This is a genomic window from Streptomyces sp. NPDC029216, from assembly GCF_040648015.1.
In the GTDB taxonomy this organism is placed as follows: Bacteria; Actinomycetota; Actinomycetes; order Streptomycetales; family Streptomycetaceae; genus Streptomyces.
The window spans coordinates 31813-48525 of the sequence record NZ_JBEZWL010000006.1 but is presented as its reverse complement, the minus strand read 5'-3'; the positions used below and the strand labels follow the sequence as shown (position 1 = coordinate 48525).

At 69.7% G+C, this 16713-nt stretch carries 8 protein-coding genes; 6 read left to right on the top strand and 2 right to left on the bottom strand.

Features of this window, described 5'->3' with window-relative positions; genetic code table 11:
* The first annotated feature begins 385 nt into the window (after window positions 1–385).
* The 6 genes from AB0F18_RS04105 (at window position 386) to AB0F18_RS04080 (ending at window position 8673) form a co-directional block, all read left to right on the top strand.
* A complete protein-coding gene (locus AB0F18_RS04105; protein ID WP_362054840.1) occupies window positions 386–2869 on the top strand; it encodes a YfhO family protein in 2484 nt (827 codons plus the stop codon).
* A gap of 99 nt (window positions 2870–2968) precedes the next feature.
* Window positions 2969–3676, top strand: coding sequence for a Crp/Fnr family transcriptional regulator (locus tag AB0F18_RS04100; protein ID WP_362054838.1), 708 nt, complete (start codon window positions 2969–2971; stop codon window positions 3674–3676).
* A 109-nt stretch (window positions 3677–3785) separates the two neighbouring features.
* Window positions 3786–4559: a hypothetical protein gene (locus AB0F18_RS04095; RefSeq protein ID WP_362054836.1), complete on the top strand. Its 774-nt coding sequence runs from the start codon at window positions 3786–3788 to the stop codon at window positions 4557–4559.
* On the top strand, window positions 4556–6679 hold the full coding sequence (locus tag AB0F18_RS04090) for a hypothetical protein (RefSeq protein ID WP_362054834.1): 2124 nt from the start codon (window positions 4556–4558) through the stop codon (window positions 6677–6679). Before AB0F18_RS04095 ends, AB0F18_RS04090 begins: the two co-directional genes overlap by 4 nt.
* 15 nt (window positions 6680–6694) lie before the next feature.
* The gene (locus tag AB0F18_RS04085; protein ID WP_362054832.1) at window positions 6695–7726 is read left to right on the top strand and encodes a hypothetical protein; all 1032 of its coding nucleotides are present in this window, start codon (window positions 6695–6697) and stop codon (window positions 7724–7726) included.
* Window positions 7727–7728: 2 nt separating this feature from the next.
* Complete coding sequence (locus AB0F18_RS04080) at window positions 7729–8673, top strand: M48 family metalloprotease (protein WP_362054830.1); 945 nt, start codon at window positions 7729–7731, stop codon at window positions 8671–8673.
* Window positions 8674–8732: 59 nt separating this feature from the next.
* Here the strand turns inward: AB0F18_RS04080 and AB0F18_RS04075 are convergent, their stop codons facing one another.
* Both AB0F18_RS04075 and rpoB read right to left on the bottom strand, forming a co-directional pair.
* The gene (locus AB0F18_RS04075; protein WP_042818551.1) at window positions 8733–12632 is read right to left on the bottom strand and encodes a DNA-directed RNA polymerase subunit beta'; all 3900 of its coding nucleotides are present in this window, start codon (window positions 12630–12632) and stop codon (window positions 8733–8735) included.
* A 98-nt stretch (window positions 12633–12730) separates the two neighbouring features.
* Complete coding sequence (rpoB, locus tag AB0F18_RS04070; RefSeq protein WP_362054828.1) at window positions 12731–16213, bottom strand: DNA-directed RNA polymerase subunit beta; 3483 nt, start codon at window positions 16211–16213, stop codon at window positions 12731–12733.
* Between the last annotated feature and the right edge of the window lie 500 nt (window positions 16214–16713).

The window sequence follows — 16713 nt, the reverse complement described above, 5'->3', positions numbered from 1 at the left end:
TGTGCCGTGTAGTGAAGCTAACCTGGAACTTTTCCGACCCACGCGGTCGGGTGTGTCGGATCCGGCGGAGCTCCGCGCAAGCGTGGAGACGCATGAATCTCGGTGGCCGCTTCAGCTCGCCATGCGGTTGATGGACACGCACAGGAGCCCAGGCACACCCCAGGCACAAGGTCTGAGCGTACCCACCGCATCCACTCCGGTCAAAACATAAGCCGCACCGCCGCGGCCCGCACGGCCGCGCAGCTCAGGCGCCCCATGGGCGTGGCGTCCCGATGCCGGGGCGGCCGCGCGGACGTCACACGGGCGTGGTAGTGCGGGCGAACTACACTGCCCAGCGAATCCCAGCGAGTCAGTTCAAACACGTACGAGCGCCAGGAGCAGGACATTGGGGACGGTCACCTCGGAGCCGACGACGGCCGCACCCCCGCCTCCCGGCGGGGGCCGGGCCCCTTCGGCACGGCGGCGCGCCGCCCTCTCGCGCCTGTACGGGCCCCTGCTGGCCTTCGTCATCACCTCGGGCGCGTTCTGCGCGGCCTGGGCCGCCCGCGGCAGCTTCCCCTTCGGCAACACCGGCCGGGCCATCAACGACCAGGCCAACCAGTACGTGCCCTTCCACCGCGCCCTGTGGGACCTGGTCCACGGCCAGGCCGCCGGCGACGTCCTGTTCAGCTGGCGCGGGGGCTTCGGACAGCAGTTCCTGTCCGACTACTACACGTACCTCGGCAACCCGTTCTCCTGGCTGGCCGTGCTGGTCCCGCGGGAGCACGTGGACCTGGCCGTCTTCGTGATCACCCCGGTCACGATGGGCGCGGCCGCCGCCCTGATGACGGTGTACCTGGGCAGGCTCCAGCCCGGCCCGTGGTGGCAGCGGGGGGTCCTGGGCGCCTGCTACGGCCTGTGCGGGTGGGCGCTCAGCGACGCCTCGTACATCCCGATGTGGCTGTGGGGCCTGGTCGCCCTGCCCCTGCTCGGCATCGCCGTCGAGTGGTGCCTGGAGGGCCGGCGCTGGCCGGGGGCGGCCCTGCTCGTCGCGCTCGCCTGGTACGGGAACTTCTACACGGCGATGATGGCCACGATGGCCGCCTGCGTGCTGCTGGCCGTCCGTCTGCTCACCCTGGACCTGACGGGTGCGCAGCGGCTGCGCGCCCTGTGGCGTGCGGCCACGGCCGCGGCGACGGGCATCCTCCTGACCCTGCCCCTCCTCCTGCCGTCGTTCCTGTCCAGCGGCGCCTCCCAGCCCACGAAGGCCGCGGCCTTCGACCCGGTGCGCCTCGACGTCTTCCTCGCCGGCATGCTCCCGGCCACCCACCTGTGGGGCGGCCGGCCGCGCCTGTACGTGGCCTCGCTGGGGCTGATCCTGGCGGGCGGCTTCCTCCTCAACCGCCGCATCCCCGGCCGCACGCGCCTGGTCTGGGCGGCGGCCACGCTCCTCGTCCTCGTCTCCTTCCAGTTCCCGCCCACGCAGTACGTGTGGCACGGCCTGGCGGTGCCGAACGGCAACCCGTACCGCGAGGCGTTCGTGTTCAGCGGGATGGTGGTCGTCCTGGCCTGGCTGGCCCTGGCCAACCGCCCCCGCCCCCTGCACCTGGCCGCGGCGGCCGGGCTGCTGGTCGTGGCCACGTTCGTCCTGCGCCACACGAACGACTTCGGCGGCTGGACCTGGCCGGCGGTCCTGGGCGGCGGAGCCGTCTCCCTGCTGGCCCTGACCCTCCTGGCCCTGGGCGAGAAGCACCGCCGCCTGGTACCCCTGGCGGCCCTCCTGATGATCGGCGTGGTCTTCGCGGAGTCCACGATGGCGGCGGCCAACGCGGACGCCCGCCGCTCCCGCGAGCGCTGGGCGAAGCCGTCCGTGACCTCGAACCGTTCGATCACGGACCACTTCGAGGCCGTCCGCTCCGTGGACGGCTGGCCCGCCTACCGGACGGATTCGGGCGCGCCGCAGACCTCGTACAACGACGCCCTGGCGCTCCGGGCGGAGGGCCCGCAGTACTACAGCAGCTACCTCCCGGAGGCCACGTACAAGGCGCTGGAGCCCCTGGGATACGGCTACAAGAACGACGGCCGGACCTTCTTCGGCGCCGACAACCCGGTTCTCGACGCGATCTTCTCGATCGGCGCCCGCGTCCGCCCGGGCGCCGCCCCGGGCACCTGGACGGCGACGAAGCAGGCCGCCCCTCCCCTGGTGACGGTCCGCCCGGCCCCGTACACCTCCCCCAACCCCGCCGACTCGGTCTACGCCCATCAGGAGAACGTCCTGGGCGCGACGGTCTACGAGGTCCCCCCGGCGACCCGCACCGGCACCGCCGCCTCGCAGACCTACTCGGCCGCCTGCACGCCGGGCTCCGAGGCCTACTGGTTCTCCCCCGAGCTCTACGGCACCCTCCGCACCGGCTCCCGCTCCCTGCCCCTGGAGGACCGCATGACCGGGGTCCTCCCCCTGGGCCCGGTCCCCGCGTCGGGCACGGTCACCGCGACGGTGGAGACCGGCACGCAGAACGCCACGGCCGGCCCGAACCCCATCGGCTGCCTGAACCGTCCGGCCCTGGACGCGGCGATCGCCCACCTCACCACGACGGGCGCCACCTCGGTCGAGGCGGGCGGCCACACGATCGAGGCCACCCTCCCGGCGAACGCCACGGGCACCGCCGTCTTCGCGATGACGGACATCCCGGGCTGGCAGTGCTCGGCCCCCACGTCCGACTTCCACGGCCTCCTCGCAATCCCCCTCCCCCCGGGCACCCACCACCTCTCCTGCACCTACACCCCCAAGGGCCTCACCCCAGGCCTCACAGCCGCCGCCCTGTCCCTCCTCACCCTGACCTCGGTCACCACGACGACCTACCTCAGGCGCCGCCGCGAACGCGGCTGAGGGCGGACGGGACCGGCGTCCGGGCGCCAATCCCGCCGTTCCCCAGCCTGGGGACCCCCGTGGTCAGTACATTGACCGCCCGCGATTGATCGGGGGCCCATGGATCCGGCATACCTCCCGGGCGACGGAGGACTGGACGACCGCGTCCCGTTCCTGGCCCGTCTGGAGAACGAGGACGGTACGGCGTTACGCAAGCTGGGGCGCGAGCTGCACTTCGAGCCGCGCACCCCGCTGATCCGGCAGGACGAGCCGTCGACGCACGTCCTGCTCATCCTGACCGGCTGGACCAAGGTCACCGCCTCGGCGGCCACGGGCTACGAGGCACTCCTGGCGCTGCGCGGCCCGGGGGACATCGTCGGCGAATCCGCAGCCGTCACGGGCCGCCCGCGGTCGGCCACGGTCACCGCGCTGGAGCGCGTCCGGGCCGTGGCCATCGACCACCGCGCGTTCCGCGAGTTCCTGGTCCGCTGCCCCTCGGTCGCCTTCACCCTCATCGGGCTGACAGCCGACCGCACCCGCGCGGCGGACCGGCGCCAGCTGGCGCACGCCTCGATGAGCGTCCGCGAACGCCTGGCGACCCTGCTGCTCGACCTCGCCCGCACGCACGGCCGGCCTTCGGCGGGCGGGGTGGAGATCACCGTCCCGCTGACCAAGCAGGAGCTGGCGGGGGCCGTCGGGGCCTCGCGCGAGATGGTCCAGCGGCAGCTCAAGGACTTCCGCGACCGGGGAATCGTCGTCACGGGACGCCGCACCGTCCTGATCGCCCGGCCCGACGTCCTGCGGCGCATCGGCCGTCCCGACACCTGAGCGCTCAGTGCACACCGTCACAGTGGCAGTGCGTCATCTGCCCTCACACCGCGCCCCGCCCCGCCTCCACTCTGGTGCGGCACCGGCACACGACCCGTGAGAGGCAGCCATGACGCACCCGCTCAACCGCACCCTGCTCCTGCTCGACATCGAGAAGTTCAGCGACCGCGACGACGTGGAGCAGACGTACCTGCGCCGCATGCTCTACGACGTCGTCGAGCGCGTCCTGCAGTCGGCCGGCATCGACCAGACCCTCCACCTGCGCGCCGACCGGGGAGACGGGGTGCTGGTGATGATCGACGCGAACGCCTCGCTGCCCCTCCTGCTGCGCGTCCTGCTCACCGAGGCCCCGGCCCAGCTGAGGGAGGTCAACCGGATGGCGTCGAGTGCGGCCCAGATCAGGCTGCGCGCGGTGGTGGCCACCGGCTTCGTCACCGTCGACGCCGTCGACGGCTGGGTCGGCTCCGACCTCAACCACGCGTGCCGCCTCCTGGATGCCGACGTCCTGCGGGCCGCGCTGCGCGAGGGGAGCTCGGACATCGCCCTGTGCGTGTCCGAGTCCGTGCACGCGGGGATCGTGCGCCACGACCACACGGGCATTCCGGCGGACGCCTTCCACCCCATCACGGTGCGGAGCAAGAACGGCCCCCTGAAGGCCTGGCTCCACGGCCCCGTACCCACGGCGGCCGGGACCGCACCGCCCGCGCAGGACGCCGCACCCGCGCGCCGGCAGGACCCGGCACCCGCCGACGGGGGTGGCGCGGTCGAGTTCCACGGTACGAACAGCGGGGTGGTGGCGGGCCAGATCAACGGGCCGATGATCCAGGGCGGGGTGATCAACGGCGGCGTCACCTTCAACGGGGCCCCCGGTGACCGCCGATGACCACACCCGCCCCGCCCGACCAGGCCGAACCCAAGGCCGACCCCGCCGCACCCGGTGATCCGGACGACACCAAGCAGGGCGCCGACGAGAAGAACGCCCAGCCGCAGGAGGCCCCACCGCAACGGGCCTGGGACACCAGGCGCGACATCGACCGCCACGCCCCTGCCTCGGCCCGGTTCACCGGGCGCAACAGCGGCGTGGTCGCGGGCGAGATCAACGGCAACGTCAACCGGACCGAGCACCACTATTACGGCGCCTCCGGCCCCACCCGGACCTCCGGAGAGATTCCGGCTGCGGAGCTGGACCGACTGGCCCTCACGTTCGTCTCCGAGGGCACCCCCTTCGAGGAGTTCCTGGAGCGACTCCGTCAAGAGCGGGTCCTGGTGCTGACCGGCGTCCCCTTCACCGGGCGCCGCACCGCCGCCCTGATGCTGCTACGACGAGCGGGGGCGACCCCGGTGCACGCGATCGACCGGGAGACGACCCCGGGCACGCTCCTGGAGCAGATCCAGAAGGGCGAGGCCCCCGGTCACGTGCTGTGCGACCTGGTGACCTCCCGCAACGAGCCGCTCCGCGAGACGCATCTGCTGTCGCTCCGCGCCCACCTGCTGGAGCACGGCGGCCACCTCGTGATCACCACCGGCCTGCGGCCGTGGGTCGAGGACGACGTCCGCACCTGGCCCTGGACCGCCCCCGATGGCGGGGCCCTCCTGCGCTCCCACCTGGAGCGGGCGGCTGGTGAAGCCACCGCCTGCAGGCTGCTGGCGCTGGCCGAGGTCCGCCAGTTCCTGCCCCGCGCCCACCAACCGCGCGAGGTGGTCGCGTTCGGCCACCAGCTCCTGCGCCTGGTGTCGGGAGAGATCCGGGAAGAAGATCTCCGTGACACCACGGCCGAGCTGCTGGACGAGCAGGTGCGTGAGTGGTTCGAGGCGGACGAGGACACGCTCCACCTGCGGGAGAAGGCCTTCCTCATCGCCCTCGCCGCGTTCGACGCCGGCCCGTACGCCCTCACCGCCGAACTCAGCGACCTGCTGTTCCAGAAGCTCCAGGCGATCGTCAACTCCGACCTGCCCAAGGCCGTCCCCGTGTTCGGCACCCACATCGGCAACCGGCTGAAGACGGCCCGCGCACGGCCCTACCCCGACCGGGAGATGACCGAGTGGGGTCCCGTGGAGCAGCTCAAGGCCGAGTTCCTGGACAGCCGCACCGCCTTCGTCCTGCTGCGCGAGGTGTGGACGGGTCACCCTTCGGCCCGTCCCGCCCTGGTCGCCTGGCTCGGGGAGCTCATCGTCGACGGCCGGCCCTTCGTCCGTACCCGGGCCGCGGCCACCGTGGGAGCGCTCGCCTTCACCGACCTGCCGTCCGCGATGGCCCTGGTCATCGGACCTTGGGCCATGTCCCGCAACCCGCTGCAGCGGGTCGGGGCGGTCGGTTCCCTGACCCTCGCCCATCGCGTGGGGGCTCCGAACATCCTGCGGATCGCCGACAGCTGGACCGCCGACGACGACCCGCGGCTCTCCTGGGTGGGCATCCGCGTCCAGGGCCTGCTGGGCGCCGAACGCCCCCGAGAGGCGCTCGCCGCGCTGCGCGTACAGGCACGCAAGCAGTACGACCCCGACGAGCCCGGACCACTGGAGGGCGAGCTCGCCCAGTCGGTCGAGCTGCTGTTGCTTTCCGAGGAGCCCGAGGACGTCCTCTCCGAGGTCCTGCGGACCCTCGACGACCACCGCTCGGTGTTCCGGATCTCCGTCATCGGGTTCCTCGGCGCCTGCCGGCACACGGCGGAAGAGGCCACCGACCTGCCGCTCGTCCTGCGCACCTACCGGCAGGCCCGCCTCGACGGAACACCACCCGCCCACGGCATCCCCAGGCTGTGGAGAGCCGCCCTGGGCGACCCCGAATTCACCACGCAGGCCCTGGACGTCCTCCGTGACTGGGTCCTGGCCGCAGACAGGGACGACGGAACGTCCTGGGCCCTCGCGGACCTGCTGCCGAAGCTGGCGGACGACGCGACGGCCGAACAGCGCATCGCACACCTCCTGCGGACGGTGCGCGGTGACGACGGCGGCCCGCGCCCGGCCGCCGCCGACGACCTCCTCTCGGCCCTGCACCGGCCCTGACACCAAGGAGCCCCCATGCCCCCGGCACACTTCGACTGGTTACAGACCGCCGACCGGCACACCGAGCTGATCGACCCGGTGATCAGCGTCCGCCAGCTCGCCCGGTGGGACTTGCGCCGCAAGCGCCACACCCACTTCGACCACTGTCTGGTCTACGCGACGCACCAGGGCGAGTACGTGCTCTTCCCGCCGCCCCTCCGCCCCAGAGCCACCGCCCGCTACAGCGCCGTCTACGAGGTGGACCTGGGCGTCCACCCCGTCCGCACGGAGCTGGTACTGCCCAGCTCGAACGACGCCCTGGAGTTCCAGGCCGAGGTCGAGCTGCGCTGGCAGGTGGACGATGCGGTCCGGTTCATCCGCAGCGGACGGCGCGACGTACCGCGCATGCTGCGCGACGAACTCGAACGGCGCGCCCGGGGCCTGGTCCGGCGCCACCCCGTGACCGACAGCGCCGCCGCCGAGGCCGAGCTCCTGGCCGCCGCGGCCGGCTGGCCCCCGCTGGGGGCCGACGCGGGCTTGAAGACGGAGTGGACCCTGCGCCTGCGCCGCAACCAGCAGGCCATCGACCACCAGGTCCACCTGCAGGGCATCGCGCAGGAAGCCGAGGCGAAGATCCTCGGTGACGTCCTCGGCAAGGACGTGGACGCCGCGGCCGAGCACCGCGAGGCCGCACTCCTGCGGCTGCAGGCCGAGAAGGTCGGACTGTACGAGGAGTATCTGGAGCAGGGCGGGGCCCGCGCCTCGGCGTGGTACCTGAGCCGGCACCCCGAGGCGGGTCAGGAGGTCATGGCCAACCTGCGGGAGGACCAGCGGCAGCTCGTCGAGAAGCAGCTGGAACTGGTCACGAAGCTCTTCGACTCGGCGGCTGCCGAGACCCACGAGCTGGCGGAGCCCCGCAGGCACGCCGTACGCGCGCTGAGCGAGGTGCTGACCCAGCGGTTCCCGGGCGCTACCGCCGGCACCACCCCCGAGGCAACCGACCGGCCGCCCGCCAAGGACCTGCCGCCCGGCTACGGCCGGACCCCCGTCGACCCCGGCAAGGGGTGACCGTGTACGACGACTCCGAGCCCGGCGACGACCTCGACTACCGGCATGCCCCCGGCACCCGGGTCCACTACCGGGCCCGAAGCCGCGGCACCGACCTCGCGGCCGTCGGCCGCCTCGCCCTCCAGCTGCCCGGCGCCCTGTTCAGCCTGTTCCTGGTCGGCCTGCTGGGTCGTGGCCTGCAGGCCACCACCGGTCTCCCCTACGGGATACCCGTCGGGCTGTGGCTGGCGGCCGGAGCGCTCGTCTTCCACCCGCCGGCCGAAGCCCTGCTGGCGCGGTACCTTCTGCGGCTCGGGCGCCCCCTGCCGCAGGAGGCCGCCGTGCTGGCACCCGTATGGCGCGAGGTGACCGCACGCGCAGGCGTGGACGGCAGCCGCTACCAGCTCTGGATCGAGGAGAGCGGGGAAATGACGGCTTCGGGCGCCGGCGGCCACCTCGTCATCGTCACCAGGCATGCGCTGGAGACGCTGCCGACGTCCCAGCTGGCGGCGGTCCTCGCCCATGAACTCGGGCACCACACGGCGGGGCACTCCTGGGCACAGCTGCTGGGCTGGTGGTACGCACTGCCCGGCAGGATCGCCCGATGGGCTCTGGCCGCGGTCGCCCGCTCGGGCCGCCGCGGAATCAAAGACATGCCCCCGTACGCCGTCGCGGTGGCGGCGGGGCTCGTCGCCCTGGCCGGCTACCGGGTCCTGGCCCTCACCTTCGGCCTGCCGCTGCTCCTGGTCGCCCTGCCCCTCCTGATCGCCGCCGTCGGCCGGCGCACCGAACTGCGGGCGGACCGGCATGCCGCCGCTCTCGGCTTCGGTCCCCAGCTCGCCCGGGTACTCGCGGCGGAGCCGGAGGAGGAGGACGAGCCCGGGTTCCTGCGACTGCTGCTCTCCTCGCATCCGCATCCCCGGACCCGCCTCCACCACCTCCAGCGGTACCTCGCCCAGACCGGCTAGGAACGCCGCAGGGCGGCCACCCTCTCGGGTGACCGCCCTGCGGTTTACTGCCTCAGACCTCAGCCGTTGTAGGGGCCGTAGTCGTAGTCCTCCAGCGGGACAGCCTGGCCGGAGCCGGTGCCGAAGGGGGAGTAGTCGATGTCGTCGTAGCCGACGGCCGAGTACATCGCGGCCTTGGCTTCCTCGGTCGGCTCTACCCGGATGTTGCGGTAGCGGGACAGACCCGTACCGGCCGGGATGAGCTTACCGATGATGACGTTCTCCTTGAGGCCGATGAGGCTGTCGGACTTGGCGTTGATCGCCGCATCCGTCAGGACTCGGGTCGTCTCCTGGAAGGAGGCGGCCGACAGCCAGGACTCCGTCGCCAGCGAGGCCTTGGTGATACCCATCAGCTGCGGACGGCCGGAGGCGGGGTGACCGCCCTCGGTGACCACACGACGGTTCTCGGTCTCGAAGCGGGAGCGCTCGACGAGCTCGCCCGGGAGGAGCTCCGCGTCGCCGGACTCGATGATCGTCACGCGGCGCAGCATCTGCCGGATGATGATCTCGATGTGCTTGTCGTGGATCGACACGCCCTGCGAGTTGTAGACCTTCTGGACTTCGCCGACCAGGTGGACCTGGACGGCACGCTGGCCGAGGATGCGCAGCACGTCGTGCGGGTTGGTGGCACCCATGGTGAGCTTCTGGCCCACCTCGACGTGGTCGCCCTCGTGCACGATGACCTTGGCGCGCTTGGAGATCGGGAACGCCGTCTCCTCGCTGCCGTCGTCGGGCGTGATGACGATCTTCTTCGTCTTCTCGGTCTCCTCGATCCGCACGCGGCCGGCGGCCTCGGAGATCGGGGCGACACCCTTCGGGGTACGGGCCTCGAAGAGCTCGACGACACGCGGCAGACCCTGCGTGATGTCGTCACCGGCCACACCACCGGTGTGGAAGGTACGCATCGTCAGCTGGGTACCGGGCTCACCGATGGACTGGGCGGCGATGATGCCGACCGCCTCACCGATGTCGACCAGCTTGCCGGTGGCCAGCGAGCGGCCGTAGCAGAAGGCACAGGTGCCGACGGCGGACTCACAGGTCAGGACCGAGCGGGTCTTGACCTCCTCGACGCCGTTCGCGATGAGGGCGTCGATGAGCACGTCACCGAGGTCCACGTTCGCCGGCGCGATGACCTTGCCGTCGATGACGACGTCCTCGGCCAGCATGCGGGCGTACACGGAGGTCTCGACGTCGTCCGCCTTGCGGAGGACACCCGCCTCGTCCTTGGTACCGATCTTGAGCTTGAGGCCGCGCTCGGTGCCGCAGTCCTCCTCGCGGATGATGACGTCCTGCGAGACGTCCACCAGACGACGGGTGAGGTAACCCGAGTCGGCGGTACGCAGGGCGGTGTCCGCCAGACCCTTACGGGCACCGTGCGTGGAGATGAAGTACTCCAGAACGGTGAGGCCCTCACGGAAGGACGCCTTGATCGGACGCGGGATGGTCTCGTTCTTCGCGTTCGACACCAGACCACGCATACCGGCGATCTGTCGCATCTGCATCATGTTTCCTCGGGCACCCGAGTCAACCATCATGAAGATGGGGTTGGTCTTGGGGAAGTTCGCGTTCATCGCCTCGGCAACCTCGTTGGTCGCCTTGGTCCAGATCGCGATGAGCTCCTGCGTGCGCTCGTCCTTGGTGATCAGACCGCGCTCGTACTGCTTCTGGACCTTCTCGTCCATCGCCTCGTAGCCCGCGACGATGGCCTTCTTGGCCTCGGGCACGACGACGTCGGAGATGGCCACGGTGACGCCCGAACGGGTCGCCCAGTGGAAGCCGGCCGCCTTCAGGTTGTCGAGCGTCGCCGCCACGATGACCTTGGGGTAGCGCTCCGCCAGGTCGTTGACGATCTCGGAGAGCTGCTTCTTGCCCACCGAGTAGTCGACGAACGGGTAGTCCTCGGGCAGCAGCTCGTTGAAGAGCGCACGGCCCAGGGTCGTCTTCAGACGGAAGCTGTCGCCCGGCTGGAACTCCTGCTCGCCCTCTTCGGCGACCGGCGGCACCCAGCCGCGCGGCGGGATGGTGCCCACCGGGAAGCGGATGTCGACGGACGACTGCAGCGCGAGCTCGCCGGCGTCGAACGCCATGATCGCCTCGGCGGTCGAGCCAAACGCGCGGCCCTCACCCTTGACGTCACGGAGCTCACCGTCGGTGGTCAGGAAGAACAGACCCAGGACCATGTCCTGCGTCGGCATCGTGACCGGACGGCCGTCGGCCGGCTTGAGGATGTTGTTCGAGGACAGCATCAGGATGCGGGCCTCGGCCTGCGCCTCCGCGGAGAGCGGCAGGTGGACGGCCATCTGGTCACCGTCGAAGTCCGCGTTGAACGCGGTGCAGACGAGCGGGTGGATCTGGATGGCCTTGCCTTCGACCAGCTGGGGCTCGAAGGCCTGGATGCCGAGGCGGTGCAGCGTGGGCGCACGGTTCAGCAGCACCGGGTGCTCGGCGATGACCTCTTCGAGCACGTCGTACACGACCGTGCGGCCGCGCTCGACCATGCGCTTCGCCGACTTGATGTTCTGCGCGTGGTTCAGGTCGACCAGGCGCTTCATCACGAACGGCTTGAAGAGCTCCAGCGCCATGGCCTTGGGCAGACCACACTGGTGCAGCTTCAGCTGCGGACCGACGACGATCACGGAACGCGCGGAGTAGTCCACACGCTTACCGAGAAGGTTCTGACGGAATCGACCCTGCTTGCCCTTCAGCATGTCGCTGAGGGACTTCAGCGGACGGTTGCCGGGGCCCGTCACCGGGCGGCCACGACGACCGTTGTCGAAGAGCGCGTCCACGGCCTCCTGGAGCATGCGCTTCTCGTTGTTCACGATGATCTCGGGCGCACCGAGGTCGAGAAGGCGCTTCAGGCGGTTGTTGCGGTTGATGACGCGGCGGTACAGGTCGTTGAGGTCGGAGGTCGCGAAGCGGCCACCGTCGAGCTGCACCATCGGACGCAGGTCCGGCGGGATGACCGGCACGCAGTCGAGCACCATGCCCTTGGGGCTGTTGCTGGTCTGCAGGAACGCGGAGACGACCTTGAGGCGCTTGAGCGCACGGGTCTTCTTCTGGCCCTTGCCGGTACGGATGATCTCGCGGAGGCGCTCGGCCTCCTCCTCCAGGTCGAAGGACTCCAGGCGCTTCTGCAGCGCCGCGGCACCCATCGAACCGTCGAAGTACGTGCCGAAGCGGTCACGCAGCTCGCGGTAGAGGAGCTCGTCGCCCTCCAGGTCCTGGACCTTGAGGTTCTTGAAGCGGTTCCACACCTCGTCGAGGCGGTCGATCTCGCGCTGGGCGCGGTCGCGGAGCTGCTTCATCTCGCGCTCGGCGCCCTCGCGCACCTTGCGGCGCACGTCGGCCTTGGCGCCCTCGGCCTCCAGCTCTGCCAGGTCGCTCTCGAGCTTCTTGGCGCGGCCTTCGAGGTCGGCGTCGCGGCGGTTCTCGATCTGCTGGCGCTCGACGGAGACGTGGGCCTCCAGCGACGGCAGGTCGCGCTGACGGCGCTCGTCATCGACGAACGTGATCATGTACGCGGCGAAGTAGATGACCTTCTCGAGGTCCTTCGGCGCGAGGTCCAGCAGGTAGCCCAGGCGCGACGGGACGCCCTTGAAGTACCAGATGTGGGTAACGGGAGCGGCGAGCTCGATGTGGCCCATGCGCTCACGGCGCACCTTGGCGCGCGTGACCTCGACGCCACAGCGCTCACAAATGATGCCCTTGAAGCGGACACGCTTGTACTTGCCGCAGTAGCACTCCCAGTCCCGGGTAGGACCGAAGATCTTCTCGCAGAAGAGTCCGTCCTTCTCGGGCTTCAGGGTGCGGTAGTTGATGGTCTCCGGCTTCTTGACCTCGCCGTGCGACCAGGTTCGGATGTCGTCCGCGGTGGCAAGGCCGATCCGCAGCTCGTCGAAGAAGTTGACGTCGAGCACTGTGCGTCAATCCCTCTTTCGGGGTCGAGTCTCAATCATGGTCTGAACGGTCCCGGGGGCGGCCGGGGGATCTTGGTGAGATCCCCCGGCCAGGCCCGTCAGACCTCTTCGACGCTGCTCGGCTCGCGCCGGGACAGGTCGATACCGAGCTCCTCCGCCGCGCGGAAGACGTCCTCGTCGGTGTCGCGCATCTCGATGGACATGCCGTCCGAGGACAGCACCTCCACGTTGAGGCAGAGCGACTGCATTTCCTTGATGAGCACCTTGAAGGACTCGGGAATGCCCGGCTCGGGGATGTTCTCGCCCTTGACGATGGCCTCGTAGACCTTCACGCGGCCGGTCACGTCGTCGGACTTGATCGTCAGGAGTTCCTGGAGCGCGTACGCGGCGCCGTATGCCTCAAGCGCCCACACCTCCATCTCACCGAAGCGCTGACCACCGAACTGCGCCTTACCACCCAGCGGCTGCTGCGTGATCATCGAGTACGGACCGGTCGAACGGGCGTGGAGCTTGTCGTCGACCAGGTGGTGCAGCTTGAGGATGTACATGTACCCGACCGAGATCGGGTCCGGGAACGGCTCGCCGGAGCGGCCGTCGAACAGGCGCGCCTTACCGGTCGGGAGCACCATGCGCTCGCCGTCACGGTTCGGGATGGTGTGCTGGAGCAGGCCGGCCAGCTCGTCCTCACGCGCACCGTCGAAGACGGGGGTGGCGACGTTGGTGCCGGGGGCGACCTGGTCGGCGCCGATCGCCTGGAGGCGCTGCGCCCACTCGTCCGCGAGGCCGGAGACGTCCCAGCCGCGGCTGGCGAGCCAGCCGAGGTGGATCTCCAGGACCTGTCCCGGGTTCATTCGGGACGGGACACCCAGCGGGTTCAGGATGATGTCGACCGGGGTGCCGTCCTCGAGGAAGGGCATGTCCTCGATCGGGAGGATCTTGGAGATGACACCCTTGTTGCCGTGACGGCCGGCGAGCTTGTCACCGTCGGTGATCTTGCGCTTCTGGGCGACGTAGACGCGGACCAGCTGGTTCACGCCCGGAGGAAGCTCGTCGCCCTCCTCGCGGTCGAAGACGCGGACACCGATGACCTTGCCGATCTCACCGTGAGGCACCTTGAGCGAGGTGTCACGCACCTCGCGGGCCTTCTCACCGAAGATCGCGCGGAGCAGGCGCTCCTCGGGGGTCAGCTCGGTCTCACCCTTCGGGGTGACCTTGCCGACCAGGATGTCGCCGGCGACGACGTCCGCACCGATGCGGATGATGCCGCGCTCGTCGAGGTCGGCGAGGACCTCCTCGGAGACGTTCGGGATGTCCCGGGTGATCTCCTCGGGGCCCAGCTTGGTGTCACGGGCGTCGACCTCGTGCTCCTCGATGTGGATCGAGGAGAGGACGTCGTCCTGCACGAGGCGCTGCGACAGGATGATCGCGTCCTCGTAGTTGTGGCCTTCCCACGGCATGAACGCGACGAGCAGGTTCTTGCCGAGGGCCATCTCGCCCTCTTCGGTGGCCGGGCCGTCGGCGAGGACCTGGGCCTCGACGATCCGGTCGCCCTCGTTGACGATGACCTTCTGGTTGACCGAGGTGCCCTGGTTCGAGCGGGAGAACTTGGCGACCCGGTACGTGGTGTACGTGCCGTCGTCGTTGGCGACGGTGATGTAGTCGGCCGAGACCTCCTGGACGACACCGTCCTTCTCCGCCTTGATCGAGTCGCCGGCGTCGACCGCACAGCGGTACTCCATGCCGGTGCCGACGAGCGGGGCCTCCGCCTTGATGAGCGGAACGGCCTGGCGCATCATGTTCGCGCCCATGAGGGCACGGTTGGCGTCGTCGTGCTCCAGGAAGGGGATCATCGCGGTCGCGACGGACACCATCTGGCGCGGCGAGACGTCCATGTAGTCCACGTCGGACGGCTCGACGTAGTCGACCTCGCCGCCACGCTTGCGGACCAGGACACGGTTCTCGGTGAAGCGCATGTCGTCGTCCAGGCGGGCGTTCGCCTGGGCGATGACGAAGCGGTCTTCCTCGTCGGCGGTGACGTAGTCGACCTCGTCGGTGACGACACCCTCGGAGACCTTGCGGTACGGGGTCTCGATGAAGCCGAACGGGTTGATGCGGCCGTAGGAGGCCAGCGAGCCGATCAGACCGATGTTCGGGCCTTCGGGCGTCTCGATCGGGCACATGCGGCCGTAGTGCGACGGGTGGACGTCACGGACCTCGAAGCCGGCCCGCTCACGGGACAGACCACCCGGGCCGAGGGCGTTGAGACGACGCTTGTGCGTCAGGCCCGACAGCGGGTTGTTCTGGTCCATGAACTGCGACAGCTGGCTGGTGCCGAAGAACTCCTTGATGGAGGCGACGACCGGCCGGATGTTGATCAGGGTCTGCGGCGTGATCGCCTCGACGTCCTGGGTGGTCATGCGCTCGCGCACGACGCGCTCCATACGGGCGAGACCCGTACGGACCTGGTTCTGGATGAGCTCGCCGACGTTGCGGATACGACGGTTGCCGAAGTGGTCGATGTCGTCGGTCTCGACGACGATCTCCCGGCCGGACTCGCCGACGGTCTCGGTCTCGCCCGCGTGGAGCTTCACGAGGTACTTGATCGTGGCGATGACGTCGTCGGTGGTGAGCACACCGGCGTCGAGCGGCTCGTCGGCGCCGAGCTTCTTGTTCACCTTGTAGCGGCCGACCTTGGCGAGGTCGTAGCGCTTCGGGTTGAAGTAGAGGTTCTCCAGCAGCGTCTGAGCGGCCTCACGGGTCGGCGGCTCGCCCGGGCGCAGCTTGCGGTAGATGTCGAGCAGCGCGTCGTCCTGGCCCTGGGTGTGGTCCTTCTCCAGGGTGGCGCGCATGGACTCGTACTCGCCGAACTCCTCCAGGATCTGCTCGGTGGTCCAGCCGAGGGCCTTGAGGAGGACGGTGACGGACTGCTTGCGCTTGCGGTCGATGCGGACACCGACCATGTCGCGCTTGTCGACCTCCATCTCCAGCCAGGCACCCCGGGACGGGATGATCTTGGCGGAGAAGATGTCCTTGTCGGAGGTCTTGTCGATGGAGGAGTCGAAGTAGACACCCGGCGAACGGACGAGCTGCGACACGACGACGCGCTCGGTGCCGTTGATGACGAAGGTGCCCTTGTTGGTCATGAGCGGGAAGTCGCCCATGAAGACCGTCTGAGACTTGATCTCTCCGGTCTCGTTGTTCGTGAACTCGGCCGTGACGAAGAGCGGCGCCGCGTACGTGAAGTCGCGCTCCTTGCACTCGTCGACGGAGTTCTTCGCCGGCTCGAACCGGTGGTCGCGGAACGTCAGCGACATCGACCCGGAGAAGTCCTCGATCGGCGAGATCTCCTCGAAGATCTCTTCCAGACCGGACTTGGTGGGGACGTCCTGTCCACTCTCAAGCGCCGACTCGACGCGAGACTTCCAGGCGGCGTTGCCGAGCAGCCAGTCAAAGCTCTCGGTCTGCAGCGCCAGGAGGTTCGGAACCTCGAGGGGCTCCTTGATCTTTGCAAAGGAGATGCGCAGCGGGGCGGTGCTGGCACCGGTGTTCGTATTGGTCGAGGCGTTGCGCGAGGCGGCCAAGAGGGGGTCCTTCCGAGGGCTCGGACTCACTACGCGCGTACCGGTCCCAGCCGACACAGAAGACAGAGCCTCCCCAGCTGGACTAAAAGACCAGGTCAGGGCGTATCAATCCGGTGTGCTCGAGCGTGGGCATGCCCCTGGCGACGGGCAGGGGACAGCTAACAGGCAGCGCAAAGGGTCAGTGTAGCCACTTGGCTCACTGATGTCCAGACCAGGTTTCCGGAAACCGGCAACAGGCCCTTCCCCACGTCTTCAACCAACACCGCGTCCAACCAACACCGCGGCCGGCGCCGCAGCGCCCGCACACAGAGCGCGTATCAGTACTGCCCTCTTCGTAGTCGATCCATGCCTCGGATCCCGGATCGAGCCGGGCGACCTCGCGACGGGTCTGAGAATTGCGCGCCGCTGGCCGTTCGTCAAGGCCCCGTGCTCCGAGCGGATCATCTCCGGACCCTGCGTCGGGACAACGAAGATCACCCTACTCCCCAACGAGACCAGGG